The following is a 25388-nucleotide window of genomic DNA, read 5'->3' on the forward strand; positions in this document are numbered from 1 at the left end:
AGCATATTAGTGAAAAATATATGATTTATATTGTTGTACTTAATTGGAATTCTGCACAAGATACAATTAAATGTGTAAAGAGCCTTCTTCAATTGAAGTCTACTAGTGATTTTAAACTAGTTGTTTGTGATAATGACTCAAAAGTAGAATCATTTAATGAAATAAAAAGTTACTTAGAAAAATTTTATAGTGAAAATTTAGCAGTTATTGGTGAAAATAACGTTAAAAACCATGTTGTTAATTTAAAAGATAAGATTACGCTAATTAAGAATAATAAAAATTATGGTTATGCTGGCGGTAATAATGTCGGCTTACGTTTAGCATTAAATCAAAAAGATGTGCAGTACTGTTGGGTACTAAATAATGATACAGAGGTCGACAGTAATGCACTCATAGCATTAGTAAATAAAATGGCTTCGAAGCCTTCTATTGGTATTTGTGGTTCGCGTTTAGTAGAAATGAAAAATAGATATAAAGTACAAGCTTTGGGGGGCATAGTTAATAAATGGTTTTGTACAACGAAAGAAATTGGTTCTGAGTTAACTGTTAGTGAGGTAATTGACGAAAGTGAATGGGAAAATAAAATTGACTTCGTTGTTGGTGCATCTCTGTTTTTTTCCAGAAAGTGTTTAGAAGAAGTTGGATTACTCTGTGAAGATTATTTCTTATATTATGAAGAACTTGATTATTGTAATAGAGTAAAACAAAATGGTTTTAAAGTTGGTATTGCTTCTCAAAGTATTGTATTCCATGAACAAGGAGTATCTACTGGCAAAGGTGTAACTAGAAGTGAAATATCAGATTATTGCCAAGTAAAAAACAGAATACTGGTATCAAAAAAATTTTATAAAAATAAAACTATTTTTGTTAAGTTATCTATTTTTTTGGTTGTTTTTAATAGAGTATTTCGCCTGCAATTTAAGCGTGCTTGTAAATATTTAAATTTCATACTTGAATAGGTATTCTTATGGACTTATGGGGTGCTCTTTGGTTAGGAATTGCTTTGTTAGTTTTTCCTTTCGGTTACAAACCAATCATATTATTACTGTCCGTCTCATCAATTTTTCAAACTAGTAAAATGTTGTCAATAGGTTCGACAAATTTACCACTATTTTTCTGTATTGAGTTTATCTTGATTTTAAGATTAATTTTACCTTATAAAGACTCTGGGTTAATTAATTTTAAATCAAAATATATATATATATATATATCAACTATAATTTTGATTTGGTTATACTCTTATTTAATGGCATTTATATTTGATGGTATGACAGTTTATTCATCTATTGTTGGAAGTAATGAGCAAAATGTTGCACAAGGTGGTATTCATCTTTCATGGGGTTCTGCTAATATAAATCAATTAGTTTTATTATCGATGCATTTAATAACAGCAGTAGTAATATACTTACGTAGAGATTTATTGCGTGCAGAATTTTATTTGAAAACTATTTTATTCTCTATATATATATTCTTTACTATCTCGTTGATTTGGAAATTTTTTCCATATGCCTATAAAATAGTAGCTATCATTATTCTTAACAATGATAGCTATTCTAGCTCTGCCATATTTGAGAATAGATTGTCTGGTACATTTAGTGAGCCTTCATTAGCTGGATTATTTATCGCAAGTTATTGTATTCCAATGCTAATTTATAATGAAATTAAAGTTAAAATAGTAGGTTTTATTTTATTGTTTTTGTCACTACTTAATCTATCAACAACTCTAGTTTTTGCATTCTTGGTGGGGTTAGTTATACTACTTTTCTCTATTAAAAAAAGATTGGAAATAAAAATAATATTTCTAATATGTTCTATTTTTATTTCTAGCTTTGCTTATTTTTTGTTCAATGAGTTTTTGCTATCTTATTTAAATAATAAGTCACAATCTATTTCGGGTCAGGTGAGAGCAGATGTAAACTGGCATGCTTTTGGTAACTTTCTTGAATCATATATGTTTGGATTAGGTTTGGGAAGCGAGAGGCCAGCTTCTTTAATACTAACTATGCTAAATAACTTGGGAATATTTTTATCTATATTTTTAATTTATATAATAATAAAGATATTAGATTTATCTTACTCTAAGACTAAAAATTTACTACTATTTGCTTTAGCAATAAGTTTTTTTGGCTCTTTTGCATCTATTCAGGAAATTACTATAGCTGTTATGTGGAATTTGATTTTTGCATGTATTTGTACATCTAAAGAAACTTCGGTAGTGAGAATATAGTTAATGATTTACGTAAATGGTCGATTTTTAGAACAACCAATTACTGGTGTTCAAAGATTTGCAACAGAATTACTTTTAGAACTTATTTTAATACGTACTGATATCACAGTATTAGTATCCGATTTATCTGAAATAAAAAACAAAGCTCTACTAAAAAAATTTAATATAAAAGAGGTGAGAGGTTATAAAGGACATTTGTGGGAACAAATTACATTACCAATTTTTTTGAAAAAAAATTGTTCTCCTTTATTATTAAGTTTATGCAGTACTGCACCAGTTTTATATTTTAATCAAATAGTTACTCACCATGATATAACTTATATTCGCTATCCAAAAAGTTTTTCTTGGAAATTTAAATTATTCTACAAGTTATTAATTCCAAATATTTTAAGAAATAGTAAAAGAGTTTTGACAGTAAGTAGTTTTTCGAAACAAGAAATATCTGAGTATTATAATGTAGATCCTCAAAAAATTAGTATCATTTATAATGCTGTGAGTAGCCAATTTAATTTAAATGATGTAGGTAAAGAAGACTTTGCTTTAGCGGTATCATCACCAAATTATCATAAAAACTTTCAAAAAATGATAGAAGCTTTCTTAGTATCTAATACAAAAACAAAACTATATATAATAGGTTCTTTATCCAATACTTTTAATAATATTCAGTACAAAAAAGACAGTAGAATTAAATTTTTGGGAAGACTGACCGATGAAGAAATGATACTACTGTATCAAAAAGCTAAATTTTTTATTTTTCCTTCCTTATACGAAGGGTTTGGTATCCCTCCACTAGAAGCACAAGCTTGCGGTTGTCCTGTTATTTCGTCAAATACAACAGCAATGCCAGAAGTACTAGGTGATAGTGTTATTTATTTTGATCCGAATAATTTAACAGAAATAGTATCTACAATTGAAACCATCTCAAGTGATAAAGAGTTGGTTGATGAGCTTATAGAGAGGGGCCTAAGTAATGTTAAAAGATTCTCTTGGAAAAGCTCAGCATTACAATTAAATAAAATTATTGAAGGGGTATAACTTGAAGGTTTTTCATGTTGCAGAGACTATTAAGGGTGGCGTTGCAACCGTTATGAATCAGCTGATAGAGGCTCAATTAGCTAACGGATATACTATTAGAACATTAACACCTAGCGACCAGCTAGACCAACTATTTTTTCATGATGATATGCAATCATTTATCCGTGATAAAAGAGGTATTATCGGGCTGTTAAATCTTTGGTTCCAATTTATATATCACTTTATAACTTATAAACCAGATGTTTTACATATACATAGTTCATTTGCTGGTTTAATCTGTCGTATTACATTAATGTTATTATTTCCTTTTAGCAAATGTAATATAATATACTGCCCTCACTCTTTTTCTTTTTTGATGGATACAAGCCCAATCAAGAAAAGATTTTTTATCCTAATTGAAAGAATTCTTACATTAAAGACTACTTTTATTATTTGTGTTAGTAAAAATGAAATTGAAGAAGCAGCTTCTTATGGTTTTAACGAAAGAAAATTAAAATTAATTTATAATGGGATAGATCAGAATATAAATTTAAAGGCTAAAAAATATTTAAATGAAGAAAAATTAAACTTATTATTTATTGGTAGATTCGACTATCAAAAAGGCTATGACAAATTAGTTAACTTAATAGAGCGATTACTTAAAAATAATATTAAAAATTTTAATATTAATATCGTTGGAGATGTTGTAAATGGTAGTGACTTTATTCAGTTAGAATATGAAAATGTTAAGTACTCTAAGTGGTTAAATAAAGAAAAATTGGCTACTTATTACCTTAATTCAGATATTATTCTTATGCCATCTAGATGGGAAGGCTTACCGATGGTTGCTATAGAGGCTTTAAGTTTAGGAGTTCCAATTATATCTAAAAAAGTAAGCTCCTTTCCTGAGATAATAGATGAAGGGGAGAACGGCTTTATGTTTAATAATGACGAAGATTTTTATAATAAAGTCAAGTTCGCTATTGAATTTTTGACAATAGAAGATTTGAAAATTCTTTCAGCCAATGCATATGACAAGTATATGAATACTTTTACTGCAAAGAATATGATTGATCTAACAAATGATCTCTATACAAAGAACTAAAGATTACTTATACAAGAAAGTCTAAATAATCTTTAAAATTTATACATTGTATTCTAACAGCGTCCGTAAATGTCTTCAAAACGTACAATATCATCTTCACCTAAGTAAGAACCAGATTGAACTTCAATCAATTCAAGTGGTAACTTTCCTGGGTTTTCTAAAGCATGTATTTCGCCAAGAGGAATATAGGTAGATTGGTTTTCAGTGAGTAAAAAGCTTTCTTTACCTTTATGAATTTTGGCTGTACCTGAAACGACAATCCAATGTTCTGAGCGGTGGTGGTGCATTTGAATAGATAGTTTCTCACCTGGTTTTACTGTAATTCGTTTGACTTGATAGCGAGAAGCATGATCGATACTGTCATATTTACCCCAAGGTCTATACACTTCTCTATGGTTGTAATGTTCAGTACGATTGTCTTTTTTGAGTTTTTCAACAACTTTTTTAATGTCTTGTACTTTGTCTTTATGTGCAACTAAAATTGCATCTTTTGTTTCAACGACAATTAAATCATTCACACCTAAGAGAGTCACCAATTTATTACTGCTGTAACTATAACAGTTATAGCTGTCTACGTTAATAATGTCGCCATGGTTTACATTTCCATGTTCATCTTTAGGTTGAATGTCCCATAGTGCTGACCATGAACCAATATCGCTCCATGCAGCATCAAGTGGTATAACCACAGCGTGCTGAGTTTTTTCCATAACGGCATAGTCTATAGACTCAGATCTGCACGTTGTAAAAATTTCTTTATCTATGCGTACAAAATCTAAGTCAGTTGTTGTTTTTTCAATGCTTTTTTTGCAACATTCAAAAATATCTGAGGCATGTGTTTTAAGTTCCGTTAAAAACGTGCTTGTTTTAAATAAGAACATACCACTATTCCATAAGAATAGACCGCTTTCTAAATAATTTTGAGCTGTTTGTAAGTTTGGTTTTTCTACAAATTGTTTGACTTTAAAGCCAGTGAATTGACTCTCACCTTTTTCAATGTAGCCATAGCCTGTTTCTGCATGTGTTGGCACAATACCAAAAGTAACTAGCTTCTCTGAGTCTGCTAATGTGATGGCATCAGTGACTGTTTTTTCAAAAGCAATTTGGTCTTGTATAACATGATCAGCGGCTAATACCAAAAGTAAGCTGTCTTGCTGTATAGATTGCTCGCAAAAGGCAGCCAATGCAATGGCAGGGGCGGTGTTTTTTCCCTCAGGCTCTAAAATAATCTTTGCAGAAACACCAATTTCTCGCATTTGCTCGGCAGCTAAAAAGCGGTGTTCTTCATTACAAATAATAATGGCTTCATTGCAAGGCAAATTTTGTAGTCTAAGTAAAGTAGATTGTAGTAATGTATGACCATCTGGTGAAAGTTTTAAGAATTGTTTAGGGTGCTGTGTTCGAGACAGTGGCCAAAGTCGGGTGCCGCTACCACCAGCCATAATTACAGGAGTGACCATCTTTGACATAAAAATATTCCTAATACAGTTTTGAGTGATGTTATATATGATCTTTTCTAATTAATAAGCTGTTTTTTGGGTAAAACCACGTAATATGGTGAGGAAAATGAGTTTGATATCAAGCCATAAACTCCAGTGTGCAATATATTCTAAATCACATGTGACTCGATTTTGCATTTTGTCTAGGGTGTCTGTTTCACCTCGCCAACCACTGACCTGAGCAAGCCCTGTAATACCAGGTTTGACAATGTGTCTAAGCATATAGTCATTGATGTGCTCTGCATAATATTCATTATGGCTTAAAGCATGTGGTCTTGGGCCAACAATAGACATGCTTCCAAATAGTACATTAAAAAATTGTGGCAATTCATCGAGCGATGTTTTTCTTAAAAATGCCCCCACACGTGTTACGCGTTGGTCATTTTTTGTAGCTTGCTTAACAGAGTCTCCCTCTTCCATAACTGACATACTGCGAAATTTCCACACTTTAATAATTGTACCATTTAAACCATGCCTATTTTGTTTGAACAAAATAGGGCCATGAGATGTCGTTTTTACTAAAATAGAAATAATGAGTAGAAGTGGAGAAATGAGTATTAAAATAATAAAAGAAACAATGATGTCTTCTAGACGTTTAATGAACTTATTAAAGCCAATAAAAGGAGTAGATAAGATCGTATTTTGATTTTGCATGGGGGTAACATGTTGTACTGAATGTTTGGGTTCTATCATAACGATTCTAAAATTGTGATATAGTTATCATAATTGTAATTTACGATAACTAGCTCTATGTTTTTTGTAGTATAAAATACCGTGTTTTAAATAACTTTACGTATTGCATCTATGGTTGATCTTATATGATATCTTGAGCATGTTGCAATACGTATTTTTTGTACTTTTTTGTTCTTTAATATAAGGTAGCTCAGGTCAAACTGTCTTTGCTACGTCAATATTACCCTCTAATTTTCCAAATCAACAGAACGCCAACCATACAGTATACGAGCATAATTAAAGTCATATTGTGCATAAGATCTAATGGGAGTACGGTCAATACTACACCGGAGATTAAACCAAAAAAGAACTGTAAGGCACCCAATAGGGCACTGGCTTGGCCTGCACGTTGCCCTTGACTGGCTAAAGCAAGTACTGTGGCATTAGGTGCAACAAAACCAACGCATGCCACCATAAAAAATAATCCGAACATGAGTGTAATAATAGAAACTTGGCCTAAAAATGCAATAGCAAGTAAAAATAGGGTTGCGACCAATTGTATAGTACCGCCAAACTTCAGAAGTTGTAGAGGGGCATGTTTTTTACTGAGTATACGGTTAATATTTGCAACAATCACTAAGCCAAAAGCATTGACTGAAAACAAGATTGAAAAGAGTGCTGTAGAGGTATGTAGTTGGTCTATAAATAGTTCAGATGCACTATTAATATAAGTAAACATGAGCCCCATAAGTAAGCCACTGGCTACAGATGGAATAATAAAACGGCTGTCTTGAATCAGTTCAATATAGCCTTTGATTGCTGAAGAAAAAGTATGTTTTTTTCTACGTGAAGCGGGAAGTGTTTCTGGAAATTGAAACCAAGAGAAAATAAAAGCAATGGCCCCTAAGGCGAAAAGAAAGCCAAAAATAGCCCGCCAGTCAAAGTATGCCAAGACTAGACTTCCAAACAATGGCGCAAGCACAGGAGCAAGCCCTTGTACTGCCATAAGTGATGAAAAAGCTTGTGCAGCTTCAGCCCCTTCTAACCGGTCACGAATAGCAGAGCGTGCAACTACGACACCCACACATCCACCAAGTGCTTGAGCAACTCGTGCGATAATGAGTACTTCTAATTGTGTTGCGAATACACAGACTAAACTGGCTAAAATGTATAGTGCTAGGCCAATAAATAATGGTTTTCTACGCCCGAAATGGTCTGTGAGAGGTCCATAAATAAGCTGACCAAATGCCAGTCCCATAAAGTACGCAGGCAAAGTACTGGCAATACTTGTAGTGGTTACATGTAAGTCTTTTGCCATACTGGGGAGTGCAGATAAATACATATCTATAGAAAATGGCCCAAGTGCAGTAAGTGTTGCTAGTACACAAAGCCATGTCGTTGTATATGGTTTTTTTTGCATGAAATACGCTCAATTTTTTGAAGTAGGATCTTTTCTTTGCCAATAGCCTGCAGCTTTAATCTGAGCGCTATCTATTTGGTATTGTTCAATCAGCGTATGCTTGAGTTGACGAGATTGTTCGGCTTCGCATGCGATCCAGAAAAAACTATCTTTTTGTGTCCAATCTATGTTTGACCATAGGTATTCTGTTAATGCATTTTGTTGATGGCGATGTAGCCAAAATATCTGACTATGTATTGAGTGCGTCAGTTTAATTTCAGTAGATGCATTATCTACAAAAATAAAAGCCAATGCTTTAGTATTTTTTGAAAGTTCTTCTAAACGCCGAGCAATGGCAGGTAGTGCAGTTTCATCGCCAATAAAGACATGTTGAGCATAGCTTTGTGGAATAATCATTGAACCACGTGGGCCACCAATGACAAGTCGTTGACCACATTCAGCATGTTTTGCCCAATCGGTTGCAGGACCTGCATCATGTAATACAAAGTCGATGCATAACGTTTTTTGCTGCACGTCGAATGAGCGAGGTGTGTAGTCCCTACTTATTTTGGGAAGGTCTGTGGGTTGTTGCGTGGTTTGATTGAAATTAGGTAGGTGTATTTCACCTGTATTTGGGTCTGGAAAAAAGAGTTTTACGTGGTCATCAAAGCCTAAACTTTGAAAGTCTGCCAAGTCTTCACCGTAAAAAATAATGCGTACTAGGTTTGGCGATAAATGTATTTTTTGTTGTACTTCAACCCAGCGTATTTTGAGTTGATGTTTAACACGGTAAGGTTTTTTTTCATCAGAATTTATAGCAGGGGGATTTTGCATAAGTTGACTCCGCTGAATAAGTTGTATGGTTTTTCGTGTCTGTTCTAAGCTGTTAGCCAAGAGTTCTGCATCTGCATGGGTGAGTTCTTGTTGTGTAAGTAACTGACGCATGTCTTGTTTGACTTGATCAAGTTTTTCGAGTAATACCGCAGGCTGTTGAGAGCGCCGTTGTATTTTTTTTAATAACTCCTCTACTTCTGGCTGATAAGCCAGTGCAATTTGCTGACCCAAGGCAGTGATGTGATAACTGCGTTTGCGCCCATCATGTGCATCAGGTTCACTGTAAATAAGTTTTTTTTCGACTAAATCGTTCAGTAGTGGATATAAAACGCCTGCACTCGGGGTGTAGGTGCCTTGAGTCATGTGTTGAATAGTTTTGAGTAAATCATAACCATGTTGAGGCTTGTGTTGAATGAGCGAAAGTACAACCCAACGTAAACCACCACGGCCAAAACCATGATGAGATGTTTTGTTTTTCATAATTAACTAAAAATAAAAGATATATCTATTTTATTTATTTTCTCTTAATTTTCTAATATTTTTTTGTAAAAGATATATTTTTTATTTTATTTGGTTTCTTTGTCATATGTCTTAATAAAGTGTATATGTGAAAGAGTTTTATACTTTTATGGTCTACAACGCCTAACATTGTGGTGTGTGGTCCCCATAGTATTTGAAATTAAGATTTTTTGTGATTAGGTATTGATCTGATGTGTTATTCAATTTTTTTGACAAGGTATATCTGGTTGTTTGAAACCAGTCTGAGATATAAACGTTAGTAAGTCATGCATACATTTTATGAAAGTGTATTTATTAGATAGTTACGTTATTTAAAATAAGGATAGTCAGAATTAAAGAGCTTATAATTCACGTAGAATCAAAAATTCTTTACTGCGCTATGTCATTTTTATGGTCAGATAAACATTGGTTATGTCTAAATGAATGACTATAAAATGGCTAAGAAGAGGAAGCCCTATGCATCTATTTCTGCTTTGAAATCTGTTATTTAATATAGGTATTTTTTATCTGACTTTAAAGCAGAGTGACTTGACCGAATTAAAAAAATGAGTATAAATCGCTATTTACTAAAATAATAGAGAGGCACTTTTTTAGCTGTTTTACCATGTCATTTAACGAAGACATGAAGGCTGAAAAATTTACTGCATTTAGTATATTTCATATATGATATACAAAAATTATATAAATGTGAGATATGGGATGTCTGCAACATTAAAAAGTGCACCGAACTTAGGCGAGATACCATCGAGTTCTGAGGTGATTTTGAAGTTTTTGAGAGATGCAGTGATTCGAGGGGAATTTCTAGATAATGAACCCATTCGACAAGATGATATTGCAAAATCATTTAATGTCAGCAAGATTCCTGTACGTGAAGCATTAAAGCGTCTTGAAGCAGAAGGCTTAGTACAATTTCATCGTAATAAAGGTGCAACGGTTACGCGTATTAGTGATTTTGAGTTGGCACAAATTTTTGAAATACGAGTCATGTTGGAAGTTCAAGCCATTCAAATGGCAATACCGTACTTAACAGAAGATGACTTCACACGTGCTGAACATATTTTAGATGAGTTTATAAATTTAGACGATCCGTCACGTACAGCAGAGCTAAACTGGGCATTTCATAAGTCATTATATGATGCTTCACAGCGACCAGTCTTGGTGAATATGATTCGCTCCATTTACGATAAAATAGAGCGCTATTTAAGACTACAAATGGAACAGTCTGTTGATGGTAAAGTCATTGCTGATCGTGAGCATCGTGCAATTTTACTGGCCTGTCGTGCTAAAGACACCGTACGAGCAAAACAATTGATTGAACAGCATATTCATCAAGTATGTGAGCAATTATTGCATTTATTGCCAAAAAATTTAGATTTGCTCTAAGTTTTGTATCATACGTTCTTCAATCGAGTATATTGTATTCATGGATATAAATAGTTTGGATTCAGCATTTGAATTATAAAGGTCTTGAAACATTGTATTGGGTTGCTCGATTAAGCAGCTTCAATAAGGCTGCCATACAGCTTAATACCACACAATCTTCTGTGTCACAGCGTATTGCTGCATTAGAACAAGAATTAAGTGTGAAATTATTGGAACGTAGATCACGTACAATACATTTGACAGATCAGGGCAAAGTTGCCTTTAAATATGCAGAAAAAAGTATTGAATTAAACGAACAGTTCTTGGCTGAAATATCTAACCATAGCCTGACAGAAAGTACTATTCGCTTAGGCGTCGCAGAAACTATTGTTCATACATGGTTAGTAGATTTTATAGAAAGGGTATACCGCACGTATCCGCATATTACAGTAGATATTATTGTCAATATTACGCCAGTTTTAAAAGAGTCACTTAAAAACGGTGAGTTAGACATGGTTTTTATGCTGGACCATACCTGTGACTTTGACTGTATTCAACGACCTTTATGTCACTTTGAACAAAGTTTTTTAATCTCTGCTAAGCATGGCCAACGTTTTTTACAGCGTAGTGCTTTGAGTTTGAGGGAAATTGTTCGCTCAACCATTATTAGTTATCCTAAAAATACCTATCCATATTTAGATATTAAGCAGAAACTCAACCAGTTGCGGTTACTTGAGCCGAAAACCATTACCAGTTATTCATTGGCTACACTGATAAAAATGACTGAAGAAGGGATGGGAATTGGGGTTTTGCCTCACTTGTCTGTATTGAAAGAGTTACGAGAAAAACGGCTTTATATTTTATCAACTGACATTACGCTAAGCCCCTACCGTTTTTTATGTGTGTATACGGTAGGTCGCGATGATAGGGTAAAAAAAGATTTAGCAGATATTGCGGTTGATGTCGCCAATCATGCCATGAAAAAGCTGAATCAGCAGTTTGAAGCTGAGGATTTTTATCTGATTTAAAATTTAATACCGAAATAAATTCTCACATTGTTTAATATCAGTTAAATCATAGCGGTAATAGCATAGGTTTCTAAAATCACTCTGACTTTCTGTATCTAATTTTGAATATTCCTTAAAATCACATTCCCCACATAAAACCCAATTCCGAAAAATAAATAAACCTGTTGGGTGTTTTTTATAAAAAAATTATATTCATAACCCTCTTCTCTACCAATAATTTCGTTGCCTACAAAAAAATAGAATAATAGGGAAAGTACAAGCACTGTTACAATAATATAGTTCAGTTTTTTCATGTGTATACTTTATAGAGACAGTGAAATAATGCTTTAAAATTTAATAACGAAATAAATTTTCACATTGTTTAATATCGGTTAAGTCATAGCGGTAATAGCATAGGTTTCTAAAATCAGTTTTAGTTTCTTCTGAGTAAAGATCCTTGTATTCAACAAAGTCACACTCACCACACTTCACCATATTTTGATAAAAAAATAAGCTTGTTGGGTGTTTTTTGATAAAAAAATCGTAAAGTATGTCATCTTCTGTACCAACAAGTTCAATCCCTACAAAAAAATAGAATAATGGACAAATCAATAAGAGAATTAAAATGGTATATTTCAGTTTTTTCATACCTATCACTTATGTGGGTAATTAGATTTAGAAGGTGCAACAAAACTAAAAGTCTTTCGCATATTTTTAACAAGTTTCATTCCTTCTGCACCAGGACAAGCTCGACCCTCTTTATTTGCTAGGACTTGAAATTCTCGATGCCCACCTAAAATATCAATCGCAAAATACTTTGTTAATGCTGACAATAATGCGGTTAAAGCCTTTTCTTGTGGTTGGCTAACGGTGTCATAACTAGTATCAAATTGATCAAAAATTAAGCCTTTTAAGTTTCTGATTTTTTGTCTAAAACTTTTATTTTTATACTCTTGCACATATGCTTCACCGCTATGACTTAAATCCTCTAACATTACAATGCCAATCACTTTAGTATTACCATTGTCTATATGTGAGCCTTTCCAACGAATATCTAATAATTCGTACACTGTGCCATCACAAGCAATCGCATAATGATAGGTTAATTGATGAAAAGTCTTACGATCAATTTCTTCAACTTTTTTAAGTAGTTCTCGGGCATCTGTATTACAAGCAAAGCTATTGCCTGCATGGTGAAGTGCGATGGATTTATACATCCATTCTTTATTTACTTTTTGAGGAGGTTTTGCGCCCCATTCAGAGCTTTCTACCACATGTACTTGCTGTTTTTTGATGAAATTGAGAATAGCCGATCTCGTGGCTGCACGATCATCAACTTGAACCTCTGTAGGCTCACACTGACCAGATGATGCTCTAACGGTTGTTGTAAAACGACTATCTTTCATCAGTGAATATCCTCGTGTTTAACAACATCACCCTTCGGGGAGGTAAATAAGAAGTTGATACTTACTTTTTTATCTTTTCGAGCATCAATAACTTTGGTTAATCCATTTGCATCTGTTTTTCCATAAATATTTTGCCCGTTTTCAAGCGTTAAAACATAGTTTTTATTCTTTATGGGTTCGTTAGTATGTTTATCTGCACATTTAAATTGTGCGGTATGTTTTACATGAGTTGACGATTTACTTACTTGATTATTCCCTTAGTTATCGCCAACAACATGTGTTTGCTGCTCTAAAATTTTTGCGCCACAACTCAATTTATCACCAACATAAGCCACAGGTTTACCATCGAAAATAACATGGCTATGGCTTGCCTGTACGGTAGACCAACATTTGCATTGAGGGCAAAAATGTTTATCACCTGCTCTTACGAAAGCTTTGCTTTCTTGTGATGCGCTGCTTTGAGTTGATGGAATGACACCACCATGATTTGTGGGTGCGTTATGTATTGCAAAGCCTTTCATTTTGAATTCAATTTGAATTTTACATAATGTGAAATATATCACATTTTAATTCATTAGTGTTTTATGTGTTGATTTTTTTGATTTTGCTTTAGGTAAATTCAAGAAGGAAGTAGAAAGCAATGAACAGATATAAATTGCATGATGATGTTGCAGAGTGCACTACAATAAAACCAATAAAGCACCACAATAAAACATGCTTAAATTTCAATCATTAGTTTATTTAATGCTTTTGTATTAGCTAAACTAATATTTTATTTATATTGTTATTTATCAATTATTTATAATTTAAAAAAAGATAATTTAAGCCTTGAGTGTTCAATGTTTTCTATGATTTATTAAGTAAAGTATTTTACTTTTTTGAATGGGGAGTGTCATGGAAAATAATACCAAGAAATTTTTTAGTGAAAGACAGTGGGCAATTGTTGCTTCTATTTTTCTCATGGCAACCTCTGCCATGGGGCCCGGATTTTTAACGCAAACAGCCACATTTACTGCCAAAATGGGGGCCGCTTTTGGTTTTGGTATTTTACTCTCTATTATTATTGATTATGTGGTACAGCAAAATATTTGGCGTGTGGTGACGCTTACTCAAATGCGAGCCCCTGAAGTGGCCAATGCAGCATTGCCGGGCAGTGGCTATGTTTTGGCGGGTTTAGTAATTTTTGGTGGTTTCTTTTTTAATATTGGTAATATTGCAGGGGCAGCTTTAGGTCTAAATGCTTTATTTGGTTTAGATACCAAATGGGGTGGGGTGATTAGTGGTGCAATTGCTATTTTAATTTTTGCGTCAAAAAAAGCCACTGTGGTGATTGATAAAAGTATGATTTTACTCGGTGTAGTAAAAATCTTATTGGTGGTGATTGTGGCTATTATTGTTGCACCACCTGTTGCTGATGCCTTTCATCAAACTATTTTACCAAGCCATATCGACTTTGCCAGTATTACCACTATTGTAGGTGGTACGGTCGGTGGCTATATTTGTTATGCAGGGGCACACCGTTTATTAGACAAAGGTGCGGTAGGGCCTGAGCATATTCAAGAAGTATCAAGAGCCGCAACCAAAGGGATTATTGTGGTTGGTATTGTTCGGTATGTCCTTTTCTTAGCTGTACTTGGTGTGGTTGCTAGCGGTGCTGTGATTGATTTATCAGGAAAAAATGCAAACCCTGCTGCACAAGCGTTTCAATATGCAGCGGGTATGTTTGGTTTTAAATTATTTGGTTTAATTTTCTTTGCTGCCGGTATTAGTAGTGCGATTGGCGCAGCGTATACATCGGTTTCATTTTTCACGGCATTTAAAAAAGATATTACCTTAAAACAGCGTAATGTCTGCACCATTATTTTTATTGCTGCTGCACTTTTATTGTTTGTGATTTTAGGTGCAACACCTGCAAGCTTACTGATTTTTGTAGGTGGTTTAAATGGATTGGTCTTACCTGTTGGCCTCACCCTTTTTGTATATGTTGCAGCGTGTCGAAAAGACTTACTCGGTGGCTATGACTATCCAATGTGGTTAACTGTACTTGGTGTTATTACATGCATACTGACATGGTACATGGGCTACATTTCGTTTAACACCATTTTCAATTACTTAAAATCATTATAAGAGCATGCCATCATGAAGATTGATTTAAACAGTGACCTTGGTGAAAGTTATGGCTCATGGCGTATGGGCAATGACCAAGAGATTTTAAAATTGGTGAGCAGTGCCAACATTGCGTGTGGTTTTCATGCAGGAGACCCCCAAGGGATTTTATCGATCTTACGCCAAGCCCATGCATCGAAGGTTGCTATAGGTGCTCATGTAGCTTACCCAGATTTGGTCGGTTTCGGACGCCGTAATATGGACTTGTCATATGATGAACTGTATGCAGATGTGTTGTACCAGATGTCGGCTTTAGACGGTTTGGCACGTAGCATAGGTGCAACGGTCAGTTATGTGAAACCGCACGGGGCATTATATAACACTATTGCACACAATTTAACGCAAGCAAAAGCGGTGGTCGATGCTATTAAAGCGTTTAATCCCGCATTCATATTGGTGGCATTGGCAGGGTCTGATTTGGTTCAGTTTGCACGAGAGCAGGGCTTGCATGTGGTGTCAGAAGCCTTTGCCGACCGCGCATATAACTCAGATGGTTCTTTGGTGTCTAGACGTTTAGAAGGTGCTGTTTTACATGATGCAAACCAAATTGCAAAACGTGTGGTCAGCATGGTGGAAGATGGTGGTGTGATGTCTATAGACGGCACATTCACCACCATTAAAGCAGACAGCATTTGTGTGCATGGTGACACCCAAGGCGCACTTGAAATCACTCAAAAAATTATTGATGCACTGAGTGAGAGTCATATTGGGGTCACTGCATTTTCTGCTAAAGAGGAAGGGTAATATGTCTAGTATTCAGTTTCTTGCAACGGCAGACCAGTTAAAGCAAGCACAACAAGCACGGCTTAAAATCAGACAAGGTTATGATCAGCCCACAGCAGGTTTGGCGACAGGTCTGACCCAAGTGAATATGATTTGCGTACCCGAAGACTGGGCATGGGATTTTTTACTCTATGCACAGCGTAATCCGCAAAGTTGCCCTGTACTAGATGTGATCGAAGCAGGTCAATACCACACACAATTGGGTGAAGGAATTGATATTCGAACAGATTTTCCCAAATACCATATTTGGGAGCACGGTCAAAAAACTGCAGAAGTGACCGACATTTCTAATATATGGCAACAACAACTTAAGCTGGTGACTTTTTTAATTGGCTGTAGCTTCTCTTTTGAAGCCGACTTAATGGCCGCAGGTATAGAGGTTCGCCATATTGCAGACCAAAAAAATGTACCCATGTATTTAACCAATATTGCGTGTCGTTCGGCAGGAAAAATATCGGGCCAGTTGGTGGTGTCTATGCGTCCGATGAAAGCACATCAAGTGCCTCAAGCGGTACAAATCACGGCGAAAGTACCAAAAGTACATGGTGCACCTGTACATATTGGCTCGCCACATTTATTGGGTATTCAAGATATTTATTGTCCAGATTTTGGCGATGCCCCTCGTATTTTAGACGATGAAATTGCAGTGTTTTGGGCATGTGGTGTAACGCCACAAGCAGCGGTTATGCAGTCAAAAATTCCATTTGCGATTAGCCATGCACCCGGCCATATGCTGATTACAGATATACCTGACCGTACATGGTCTATTTAGTACAAAGGAGGCATTGTGCGATTTTTATCGGTCAGTTTAGACAGCTTTCTTATTGAGTTTCATGATTTATTAGAAACCACGCATTTTTTTAGGCATTTACAGCGTAACAATCACTCTGCCATTGTAGACATGATTCCTGCTGAAAAAACCATTTTGATTCAGTTTTCTGTGTTTAAAACCACACAAAAACAGCTCATTAGTTGGTTGTCACAACAACATATTCAGCATGAGCATACCGTACAAGGCACTGAAGTGATCATTGCAGCGAATTATGAGGGTGAAGACCTTGCTCAAGTGGCTGAACTTTTAGGCGTGACCACACAAGAGGTAATAAAGCGCCATACTCAACATGTGTGGAAAGTAGCGTTCATTGGTTTTGCTCCGGGTTTTGGTTACTTAAATTGTGAGCAACGTCCTTTTGGTAGTATTCCTCGTTTAAGTACACCCCGTAAGCGTATTGTGGCAGGGGCTGTTGCTTTAGCAGGTGAGTATACGGGTGTGTATCCTAAAGACAGCCCCGGTGGCTGGCAGTTGATTGGTCATACTGCGGAAACCATGTGGGACATTCACCGTGACCCGCCTGCCTTATTATTGCCGGGTAACAGTATTGTGTTTAAAGAGGCTAAACATGTGGCTCAGGTGAGTGTGCCAGACCACATCATAAAGCACGATGCAGAAGCACATAAACCATTACCAATCGCACGGGGTATATTAAAAATTTTAAATGCAGGTATGCAAACTTTAGTGCAAGACCGTGGCCGTATTGGGAAATTTGCCATGGGTGTTGGGGTGGGTGGTGCACTTGATGTGGGTGCAATGCAGGCTGCAAACCAATGTGTTGGCAATGCGCTTAATGATGCAGTGCTTGAGATTTTAAATGGTGGTTTTAAAGCACAGGTTCAATCTCCAACAGTCATTGCAATTACAGGTGCAATCAGTACCTGTGTGATTGAATATGCCGATGGTACAGTCGCGGAAGTTTCCTGTGGTCAAGCCATCGCACTCGATGCGGGTGACACCATTGAAATTAAACGACCACAAGCAGGGCTTAGAAATTATCTAGCCATACGTGGTGGTGTGTTGGCTGAAAAAATTTTAGCCAGTTATAGTTTTGACACTTTGGCTGAATTGGGCCCGAAACCACTATCTACTGGCGATGAAGTAGCGGTTGGCCAATCCCCAAAACAGGCCGTGTCTACAGACAGCAAACCACCCAAATGCCTACCTCAATCCAAAGATACAGTGGTACTAGATATTGTACTTGGTCCAAGAGCAGATTGGTTTGAAGCAGAGAGCTTAGAGACGTTGTTGAATCAGTTATGGAAAGTGAGTAACGATATTAATCGCGTGGGGTTGCGCTTACAGGGTGAGGTGGCGTTAAAACGTACACAGCATCAAGAGCTCTCCAGTGAAGGTACAGTTACGGGTGCACTGCAAATACCACCAAGTGGGCAACCTGTTTTGTTTATGAATGACCATCCACTCACAGGTGGTTACCCTGTGATTGCAACGGTTGCACATTATCATTTAGATTTAGTGGCACAAATTCCTGCAGGTTGCCTGATTAAATTTAACAAAGTTTCAGAATTTATGGATATGAACGTATGAGCACACATAAATTACTTATTGCTAATCGTGGTGAAATTGCTGTACGCATTATTCAAGCCTGTAAAGATTTAGATATTCCGTCCATTGCGGTCTATGCAGAAGAAGATATTCACAGTTTGCATTGTCAATATGCCGATGAAGCATGGTCATTAAAGGGCATCACAGCTCAAGACACTTATTTAAATATTGATGCCATTTTAAAAGTAGCACAGCAGTCAGGCGCAACCATGATCCACCCCGGTTATGGCTTTTTATCTGAGCGTGCTGAATTTGCACAAGCAGTACTTGATGCAGGATTGATTTGGATTGGCCCATCACCCAAAAGTATTCAGCTTTTAGGCGATAAAATAGAAGCCCGAAAAATTGCACAGGCCGTGGGTGCACCATTGGTGAAAGGTACATCTGAGCCACTCCAAAATGCACAACAAGCCTATAATTTTGCATCTGAACATGGCTTGCCGATTGCCATTAAAGCTGCTTTTGGTGGTGGTGGTCGTGGGCTAAAAGTGGCAAGAGATTTAAATGATGTAGAAGCACTGTATGACTCTGCAGTGCGTGAAGCAGTGACTGCGTTTGGCCGTGGTGAGTGTTTTGTAGAGCAGTATTTAGACCGTCCAAGACACATAGAGGCGCAAATTATTGCTGATCAACAGGGTCATGTGGTGGTGGTGGGTACACGAGATTGTTCATTACAACGCCGTAACCAAAAGTTAGTCGAAGAATCACCTGCACCGTTTATCTCTAAAAAGATTTTGCAACAGATTATAGATTCTGCTACGGCCATTTGTAAAAAAGCGAATTATGTGGGGGCAGGTACAGTTGAGTATCTACTGAGCCAAGATGGTATGCTGTCTTTTTTAGAGGTGAATACCCGTTTACAAGTAGAGCACCCAATTACCGAGCAAACCTCAAATGTAGATTTGGTGGCCGAACAAATCTCTATTGCTTTAGGCAAACCACTATCTATACAAAGTATGCCTGAGCCACAAGGTCATGCGATTGAGTTTCGGATAAACGCTGAAGACCCTGCCAGAGGATTTATTCCTGCTTTTGGTGAGTTGACAGAATTTTCTGCACCGAGTGGTTTAGGTGTGCGTTTAGATACCGGGGTGACACAAGGCAGTGTAGTATCGAGTCATTTTGACTCATTGCTTGCTAAACTTATTATTACTGCACCGACACGTCAGTTGGCCATACAACGAGCCAAACGGGCATTGAACCAATTTAAAATTGAAGGTGTTGCAACCGTTTTACCATTTCATCAGGCTATTTTAAATGAACCTGACTTTATAGATGCGTTTAAAGTACACACACGTTGGATAGAGCAAGACTTTACCGCAGACTATGCACCTTATCCGCGTAGCCAACAGCGTAGTCGCACAACCATGCAGTATGTAGACTTAGAAATTGATGGCAAGTTACATCAAGTGGGCTTGCCGCTTGCATTTTTAGGGGTATTGGGTCAACAGGTCCAGTTACCTGAAACAGCATCGAATCAGCCACTCAGTAGTGGTGCAGTGCTTGCGCCAATGAATGGTGTAATTACGCAGTGGAGAGTTCAAACGGGAGATCTGGTAGAGAAAAATCAGATCATTGGACTCATGGAAGCCATGAAAATGGAAGTGCCTATTTTAGCCCATCAAACAGGTGTACTCACCATTGATCAGGCCTGCCAAGTCAATATTCAGGCAGATGATATTGTTGCGCATATTAATGATTGAATAAAAAATCATGCATCGTGATAAGAACGATGCATGATATTCAAGGTGTATTGGTTAAATACCTTTAATGCCATATTTATCAAGAAGTTTTTGATATTCTTGATTGCCTTTGATGGTTTCTAAAGCTTTTGTCAGGCTTGCAAGCGTTGCAGGGTCATCTTTACGTACAGCAAGACCTAGAGTTTGTGGGTAGATAGGTTCAGTTGTAGAAATCATCACTCTACCCTTCACTTTTTCAATAAAGCTTTTTGCAACATCTGTATCGTCAAATTGTACGTCTGAAGACTTAGAAAGTAACGACTGTAGTGCTTCAGGAGATGTGTCGAACTCACGAATCGTAATGCCTTTTTTGTTGTTAGCAGCACAGTAGTTTTTTGACACCTCATCTAGCTTAGGAATTCCTGCTGAGCCTTTAAGAATAGACAATGTTTTACCACAAAGATCTTTTGGATCTTTCGGTGCGAATGACTCACCAGTACGAACGATTAATGCATTACCTACTTTTGCATAAGCAATAAAGTTGACTTGTTTTTCACGCTCAGGCGTAATAAACATTGAAGATGCAATCACATCGAACTTCTTGCTGTTTAAGCTTGGAATCAGGCTTGCAAAACGAGTATCGACAAACTCAGTTTTTTGTTGGTTAGTATTGGCCAGTAAGCCAAGCAGTTCAACATCAAAACCTTGTGGTTTATCATCTTTGAAAAAAGCATAAGGAGGGTATGTTAAATCTGAACCAATACGCAGTGTCGCTGGTGCGGCAGCTGCAGTATCTACAGGTGCTTCTTTTTTCTCTTCTGGTTTGCTACATGCAGACAATCCAATGACTAATGACGTGATTAAAGTCGCAAGAGGTATTTTTTTAAACATATTTTATTCCTAAAATTATATTGTTAAATTACTTTGTTAAAGTGAGTCCATGTTGTCCAGCATATGGAGAACATTGGGGTGATTTCCAGCCTTTAATCAGCTCTGGATCTAGGTCAAAAATTTCTACACCAAGCGGTCTACATACCGAAATAGGGTCTTGAGCATCAGGCCCCCACATTGGTAAAGAGAGGTCTCCCCCTGGGCAGGTCGATAAGGCGCATAGAACATCAATTTCAGCAAAAAACTCTAAATAGTCACCGACTTGAGCAGGGCATGTTTTCATAAAGTATTTACTTTCATGATTCAGGCCAGTGACTTGAAAAATATTAAGTACATCATGCACATCAAACTCAGTTAAACCATACGGTAAAACTGCACGGGTGAGGTTGGAGTGGCAGTGATGGTCAAAATCTTTACCCGTTAAAATACGGTTAATATATGGGTCGCAGCGTGTACCGAGTAAGTCATGAATACGTCCGCCGTGTTCATCTATACCGTAATCTTTTAAGCTGTCATCGGTAATGGTGACCAGTGGGCGCATAAATGGCAGTGTTGACCATAGGCGGTCATAGATACTGACATGCGAGCCTTGTAATTGTCTGGTACGAGAGGCCCAGAGGCGCTCTCTTGGGTTGTGAGCATTCCAAATATTGAAATCACCGACTTGTGCACCTTTAGGAGTAGTGACTCTAAACACTTGTCCTGCTTTTACTGTCCATGCATAGCCCGAACGAATCGGCACTTCAACTTGGCTAATGCGTGTTCTTGCATCTGTTGTTTCACGAATACGGTCATAAAAATTTTTATCGATATCAAGAGGGGAGTCTTTTCCACCCTGATAGGCCGATGGATAGTCTTTATACATATCGCTTTCCTATACTAGTCGTACTTTTAACCTTGTGTTTGGTTTGCGTTTAAGCCCATAAATTGCTGTAAACGAAGGTTGTCTGATTGAATGATTTGCGCTGGAGACTCATCGACTACCACATGACCATTTTCCATAAATACCACTCGATTAGACACTTGGAGTGCAAAATCCATCTCATGTGTAACAATGATCATCGTCATGCCTTCTTTAGCGAGATCTTCAATCACTTTTAATACTTCGCCCACTAACTCTGGGTCGAGTGCAGACGTTGGTTCATCAAATAAAATGACAGAAGGCTTCATGGCTAAGGCACGAGCAATTGCCACACGTTGTTGTTGACCACCAGAGAGTTGATGCGGATATTTATTGGCATGTTGCTTCATTCCCACTTTTTCTAACATCGTTAAGGCAGTAATCTTGTTAATTAATGCATCAGATTTTTGATGATAGTTCGGCGCAAGCGTGACATTTTCTAAAATCGTTTTATGTGGAAATAAGTTAAAACTCTGAAAAACCATGCCAACATGAATAATATTTTTTTGGTAGTTTTGGTTGTCTTTAAGATTTATTTCTGACGATAAAAAAGGCTGATCTAATAATGAAACTTTACCACTGGTGAGCTCTTCAAGACCATTAAGTGTACGAATAAATGTGGTTTTGCCTGAGCCTGATGGGCCAATAATACAAACAACTTCGCCCCACTTTATTTTTAAATCAATGCCTTTAATGACCTGATGATCGCCATAAGATTTACAGACCTGATGTGTTTCGAGTGCATATTCACCACGGTGAAGTGGATTTTTTTTGCTTGGTATTGGTTCTGCTTGTGTGGTGTATTGCATATTATTTAATGGACTATCTGCTGAAAGTAGTCCCGGTTGGCGTAATGAAACATCTAATTTTCTTTCAAACCATGTGAGCACCCAACCAAATACAGTGACAATTAAGATGTAATAAAAAGCAACCGCTAGCATGGTTTCCATGACTAGAAAGTTTTGAGTATATAGACGTTGTCCAACCAATAAAATTTCGGTCAAAGAAATAACAGAAACTAAAGAGGTAAGTTTAACAATAGTCACAAATTCATTGCTTAAAGAGGGCATTGCTACACGTAATGCTTGTGGAATGACAATTAGTTTTTGTATGCCTACATAGCGTATACCCAATGCTTTTCCTGCTTCTATTTGACCCTTGGGAATAGAGCTAAGCCCTGAACGATGTATTTCAGCAATAAAAGCCGATTCATTGAGAAACATTGCAATTGCGCCCGCAATAAACGGAGAGGCAAGAAATGTACTGGTTGATGGATAAATTTGAGGTAGATTGTAGGTAAAAACAAGGAGTACTAATAATGGGAGACTACGAAAAAACCAAATATATGTTGAGGTAAATTTAGCAATAAAACGATTCTTTGATTGTTTAGCCAATGCCAAAATAAAACCAAAAATAGTACCTGCTAACCATACAACTAAACTTAGTTCGATCACGACTAAACAGGCTTTCCAAAAAGAAATATTCCAGAGCTGACTTAATGTGTAATTCCAATCAAACGGCATATTTTTCTCCGTGGGGTACTTGGTTGCTTTAAATTAATATTTGGTTCATAAGAAGCTTTTAAGCACTTTTAATGCCAATAATTCACTGTTTATTGATTTTTGTATGAAAAAATATAGAAATTTTATCAATCTGCTATATTTTTAACTATTTAAATGAAGTGCATAGACTAAAAGGAAGTACTACCACAGTAGTTATTGCAATGAGGTGTCTTATGTTTTTTGATAGGCTGAAAAATAGTGATTTTTATGAGGGTATTGATTAAAAACAAACCAAAAATAAAAAAACCATACACTTTAAAGTGATTGTGCACTTAAAAAGAGCCAGTAGGTGTCTTTAAAATATGGCAATACAAATTGCTCAAAGATCTCAAAGATAGAGTCTTATTTATATATTTATCTTGAAATTGACTTAAAAAACACAAATTGTTGCAAATAAATAAATCCAACTGTTTTAGTAGAGATTGAAAAAAATAGTAACTCTTATATAATGGCGCTAACTTCATTGGGGAGTAGCCGCTATTTACGCACCGTAAATAGATGATGGTCAACATACTTGTTCATACATTTTGAACATGGCCATTATAGCAAAGAACCAGTTTTTCTTTTGTTGGCAAGACCTTTGATTTACTTTCTCTGCATCTTGGCTAGCAGGAGAGGTAAGTCATAGGTATTTGTGCTGGCCAAGGAAAACATGTCATGTATGCTTTTCTCATCTCTGTCTCTATCGTTGCCCTTGCTGAAATGGGAGACAAAACGCAACTTCTCGCATTACTCTTGGCTGCACGTTTTCGTAAACCAGTGCCTATTTTGCTCGCGATTGTACTTTCAACCACCATTAATCACGGTATTTCTGCGGTTTTAGGCCAATGGCTGACCACTGTTGTTAGCCCAACTGTAATGGTCTGGATTTTAGCATTAGGTTTTATTGGTATGGCAGTATGGATGCTTATTCCAGATAAACTCGATGGCGATGAAGCTGAAAGTATTTATAAATGGCAACGCTTTGGTGTATTTGGTGCGACATTTATCTTATTTTTCTTGGCTGAAATCGGCGATAAAACTCAAATTGCAACAGTTGCATTGTCTGCACGCTTTGACAGTATTGTTACTGTGTTGGTCGGAACAACCATAGGTATGATGATTGCAAATGCGCCTGCTGTATTTTTAGGGAATAAATTAGCTGGAAAGCTTCCAATCACTTTAATTCATAGAATTAGTGCAGTGATCTTTTTAGTGGTCGGTATTAGTGCAGTGGTACAGCATTATATGGGGTAATAAAAAAATAATACTGGGTTGATTTGATTTTAAGCCCAATGGGTGGCTAGCTCGAATCATATTCAGTCTAGGTCTATCACGCTAGGTACTTTTGTTAAGTGTCTAGCGTGATTAGTGAATTCATTCAATAGAGTCTATCTTTTGTTATAAAACTAATTTTATGTAAATTGGTACTGAACAAAATGCTTGTTTGTTTTCTAATCTCTCGAGTGAAGGGCTAATGAGCGCTTTGTATTTATAATGCGTTATATATTTCGTTACTCACATCTTCACAGACATCGGTGTTAGTATTTTCCGCAGGTACTGTGATCGCGAGATGGGACAACCAACTCTCTTTGGTGGCACCATGCCAATGTTTCGTTTTAGGCTTTACATTGATGACATCGCCCTCTTGAATTAATCGTGGTGGCAACCCTTCCTCTTGATACCAACCTAGACCACCTGTTACCAGTAAAATTTCACCACTGTGATGATAATGCCATTTCGTTCTAGAAGCGGCTGCAAATGTTATATTCGATATCTCTACTTGATCTTTTGATAGATCACTACGATAAGCCTTTCCTTGAAAGAAAGCTTGAAACTCTGGGCTATGAATACCTTTGTCAAAAACAGTATCACCTTTAAAACTTGATGGGTTCATGTTGTTTTCCATGTATTGGTTTTTCAGCTTTATGCTACACTTACACGGATACAACTGTGATTACGGGTTAAAAATATACAACATTAAC

Annotated in this window: 22 protein-coding genes, 1 pseudogene and 1 riboswitch; of the genes and pseudogenes, 12 read left to right on the plus strand and 11 right to left on the minus strand. The window is 36.5% G+C overall.

Translation table 11 applies throughout. The features are described 5' to 3' along the window. Positions 1–20: 20 nt before the first annotated feature. Genes BLS38_RS07165 through BLS38_RS07180 form a run of 4 tightly spaced genes read left to right on the plus strand, consistent with a single transcriptional unit; the run spans position 21 to position 4346 of the window. Complete coding sequence (locus BLS38_RS07165) at positions 21–959, plus strand: glycosyltransferase family 2 protein (protein ID WP_092748129.1); 939 nt, start codon at positions 21–23, stop codon at positions 957–959. Between the two features lie 8 nt (positions 960–967). Next, entirely contained in the window at positions 968–2227 is a 1260-nt protein-coding gene (locus tag BLS38_RS07170) for a hypothetical protein (RefSeq protein ID WP_092748131.1), read from the plus strand. Positions 2228–2230: 3 nt separating this feature from the next. Continuing rightward, a complete protein-coding gene (locus BLS38_RS07175) occupies positions 2231–3262 on the plus strand; it encodes a glycosyltransferase family 4 protein (protein ID WP_092748133.1) in 1032 nt (343 codons plus the stop codon). A gap of 1 nt (position 3263) precedes the next feature. Continuing rightward, positions 3264–4346, plus strand: coding sequence for a glycosyltransferase family 4 protein (locus BLS38_RS07180; protein WP_092748135.1), 1083 nt, complete (start codon positions 3264–3266; stop codon positions 4344–4346). A 53-nt stretch (positions 4347–4399) separates the two neighbouring features. Here BLS38_RS07180 and BLS38_RS07185 read toward each other — a convergent pair whose 3' ends face one another. From BLS38_RS07185 to BLS38_RS07200, 4 genes are all read right to left on the minus strand, one after another. Continuing rightward, positions 4400–5812 (minus strand): mannose-1-phosphate guanylyltransferase/mannose-6-phosphate isomerase, encoded by a 1413-nt coding sequence (locus BLS38_RS07185; RefSeq protein WP_092748136.1) that lies wholly within the window; start codon positions 5810–5812, stop codon positions 4400–4402. 51 nt (positions 5813–5863) lie between these two features. Beyond that, entirely contained in the window at positions 5864–6535 is a 672-nt protein-coding gene (locus BLS38_RS07190; protein ID WP_092748137.1) for an exopolysaccharide biosynthesis polyprenyl glycosylphosphotransferase, read from the minus strand. 220 nt (positions 6536–6755) lie between these two features. Continuing rightward, the gene (locus tag BLS38_RS07195) at positions 6756–7934 is read right to left on the minus strand and encodes a multidrug effflux MFS transporter (protein WP_092748138.1); all 1179 of its coding nucleotides are present in this window, start codon (positions 7932–7934) and stop codon (positions 6756–6758) included. A 9-nt stretch (positions 7935–7943) separates the two neighbouring features. Then, a complete protein-coding gene (locus BLS38_RS07200) occupies positions 7944–9227 on the minus strand; it encodes a siderophore-interacting protein (protein WP_092748139.1) in 1284 nt (427 codons plus the stop codon). A gap of 738 nt (positions 9228–9965) precedes the next feature. Here BLS38_RS07200 and BLS38_RS07205 point away from each other — a divergent pair. Together BLS38_RS07205 and BLS38_RS07210 are read left to right on the plus strand one after the other, a co-directional pair. Next, entirely contained in the window at positions 9966–10649 is a 684-nt protein-coding gene (locus BLS38_RS07205) for a GntR family transcriptional regulator (protein ID WP_092748140.1), read from the plus strand. 68 nt (positions 10650–10717) lie between these two features. After that, complete coding sequence (locus tag BLS38_RS07210; protein ID WP_092748141.1) at positions 10718–11656, plus strand: LysR family transcriptional regulator; 939 nt, start codon at positions 10718–10720, stop codon at positions 11654–11656. A 333-nt stretch (positions 11657–11989) separates the two neighbouring features. Here the strand turns inward: BLS38_RS07210 and BLS38_RS07220 are convergent, their stop codons facing one another. From BLS38_RS07220 to BLS38_RS07230, 3 genes and pseudogenes are all read right to left on the minus strand, one after another. Beyond that, on the minus strand, positions 11990–12283 hold the full coding sequence (locus BLS38_RS07220) for a hypothetical protein (protein ID WP_092748143.1): 294 nt from the start codon (positions 12281–12283) through the stop codon (positions 11990–11992). Between the two features lie 5 nt (positions 12284–12288). Further along, positions 12289–13041, minus strand: coding sequence for a peptidoglycan recognition protein family protein (locus BLS38_RS07225; RefSeq protein ID WP_092748144.1), 753 nt, complete (start codon positions 13039–13041; stop codon positions 12289–12291). Positions 13042–13301: 260 nt separating this feature from the next. After that, a pseudogene (locus tag BLS38_RS07230) lies at positions 13302–13562 on the minus strand (PAAR domain-containing protein); the annotation flags it as partial. A gap of 373 nt (positions 13563–13935) precedes the next feature. Here BLS38_RS07230 and BLS38_RS07235 point away from each other — a divergent pair. Genes BLS38_RS07235 through BLS38_RS07255 form a run of 5 tightly spaced genes read left to right on the plus strand, consistent with a single transcriptional unit; the run spans position 13936 to position 20091 of the window. Continuing rightward, a complete protein-coding gene (locus BLS38_RS07235; RefSeq protein WP_092748146.1) occupies positions 13936–15168 on the plus strand; it encodes an NRAMP family divalent metal transporter in 1233 nt (410 codons plus the stop codon). A 12-nt stretch (positions 15169–15180) separates the two neighbouring features. Further along, the gene (locus tag BLS38_RS07240; RefSeq protein ID WP_092748147.1) at positions 15181–15951 is read left to right on the plus strand and encodes a LamB/YcsF family protein; all 771 of its coding nucleotides are present in this window, start codon (positions 15181–15183) and stop codon (positions 15949–15951) included. A 1-nt stretch (position 15952) separates the two neighbouring features. After that, the gene (locus BLS38_RS07245; protein ID WP_092748148.1) at positions 15953–16762 is read left to right on the plus strand and encodes a putative hydro-lyase; all 810 of its coding nucleotides are present in this window, start codon (positions 15953–15955) and stop codon (positions 16760–16762) included. A 15-nt stretch (positions 16763–16777) separates the two neighbouring features. Further along, on the plus strand, positions 16778–18370 hold the full coding sequence (locus tag BLS38_RS07250; protein ID WP_092748149.1) for a 5-oxoprolinase subunit B/C family protein: 1593 nt from the start codon (positions 16778–16780) through the stop codon (positions 18368–18370). Further along, positions 18367–20091 (plus strand): acetyl/propionyl/methylcrotonyl-CoA carboxylase subunit alpha, encoded by a 1725-nt coding sequence (locus tag BLS38_RS07255; protein ID WP_092748150.1) that lies wholly within the window; start codon positions 18367–18369, stop codon positions 20089–20091. Before BLS38_RS07250 ends, BLS38_RS07255 begins: the two co-directional genes overlap by 4 nt. Before the next feature lie 54 nt (positions 20092–20145). On the opposite strand, the gene BLS38_RS07260 is transcribed toward BLS38_RS07255, so the two are convergent. From BLS38_RS07260 to BLS38_RS13285, 3 genes are read right to left on the minus strand one after another with little or no spacing between them, the layout of a single operon-like run. Next, the gene (locus tag BLS38_RS07260) at positions 20146–20961 is read right to left on the minus strand and encodes an ABC transporter substrate-binding protein (protein ID WP_092748151.1); all 816 of its coding nucleotides are present in this window, start codon (positions 20959–20961) and stop codon (positions 20146–20148) included. Positions 20962–20989: 28 nt separating this feature from the next. After that, the gene (locus tag BLS38_RS07265) at positions 20990–21826 is read right to left on the minus strand and encodes an urea carboxylase-associated family protein (protein WP_092748152.1); all 837 of its coding nucleotides are present in this window, start codon (positions 21824–21826) and stop codon (positions 20990–20992) included. A gap of 26 nt (positions 21827–21852) precedes the next feature. Beyond that, on the minus strand, positions 21853–23385 hold the full coding sequence (locus BLS38_RS13285; RefSeq protein WP_092748153.1) for an amino acid ABC transporter permease/ATP-binding protein: 1533 nt from the start codon (positions 23383–23385) through the stop codon (positions 21853–21855). 492 nt (positions 23386–23877) lie between these two features. Further along, positions 23878–24010, plus strand: a riboswitch (yybP-ykoY riboswitch). Between the two features lie 71 nt (positions 24011–24081). On the opposite strand from BLS38_RS13285, the gene BLS38_RS07275 reads away from it, so the two are divergent. Beyond that, positions 24082–24660, plus strand: a complete 579-nt coding sequence (locus BLS38_RS07275) for a TMEM165/GDT1 family protein (RefSeq protein ID WP_092748154.1) — start codon at positions 24082–24084, stop codon at positions 24658–24660. Between the two features lie 235 nt (positions 24661–24895). Here the strand turns inward: BLS38_RS07275 and BLS38_RS07280 are convergent, their stop codons facing one another. Further along, positions 24896–25300: a cupin domain-containing protein gene (locus tag BLS38_RS07280; RefSeq protein ID WP_092748155.1), complete on the minus strand. Its 405-nt coding sequence runs from the start codon at positions 25298–25300 to the stop codon at positions 24896–24898. Positions 25301–25388 lie beyond the last annotated feature (88 nt).

It is taken from the genome of Acinetobacter boissieri (assembly GCF_900096955.1).
GTDB classification, from domain to species: Bacteria; Pseudomonadota; Gammaproteobacteria; order Pseudomonadales; family Moraxellaceae; genus Acinetobacter; species Acinetobacter boissieri.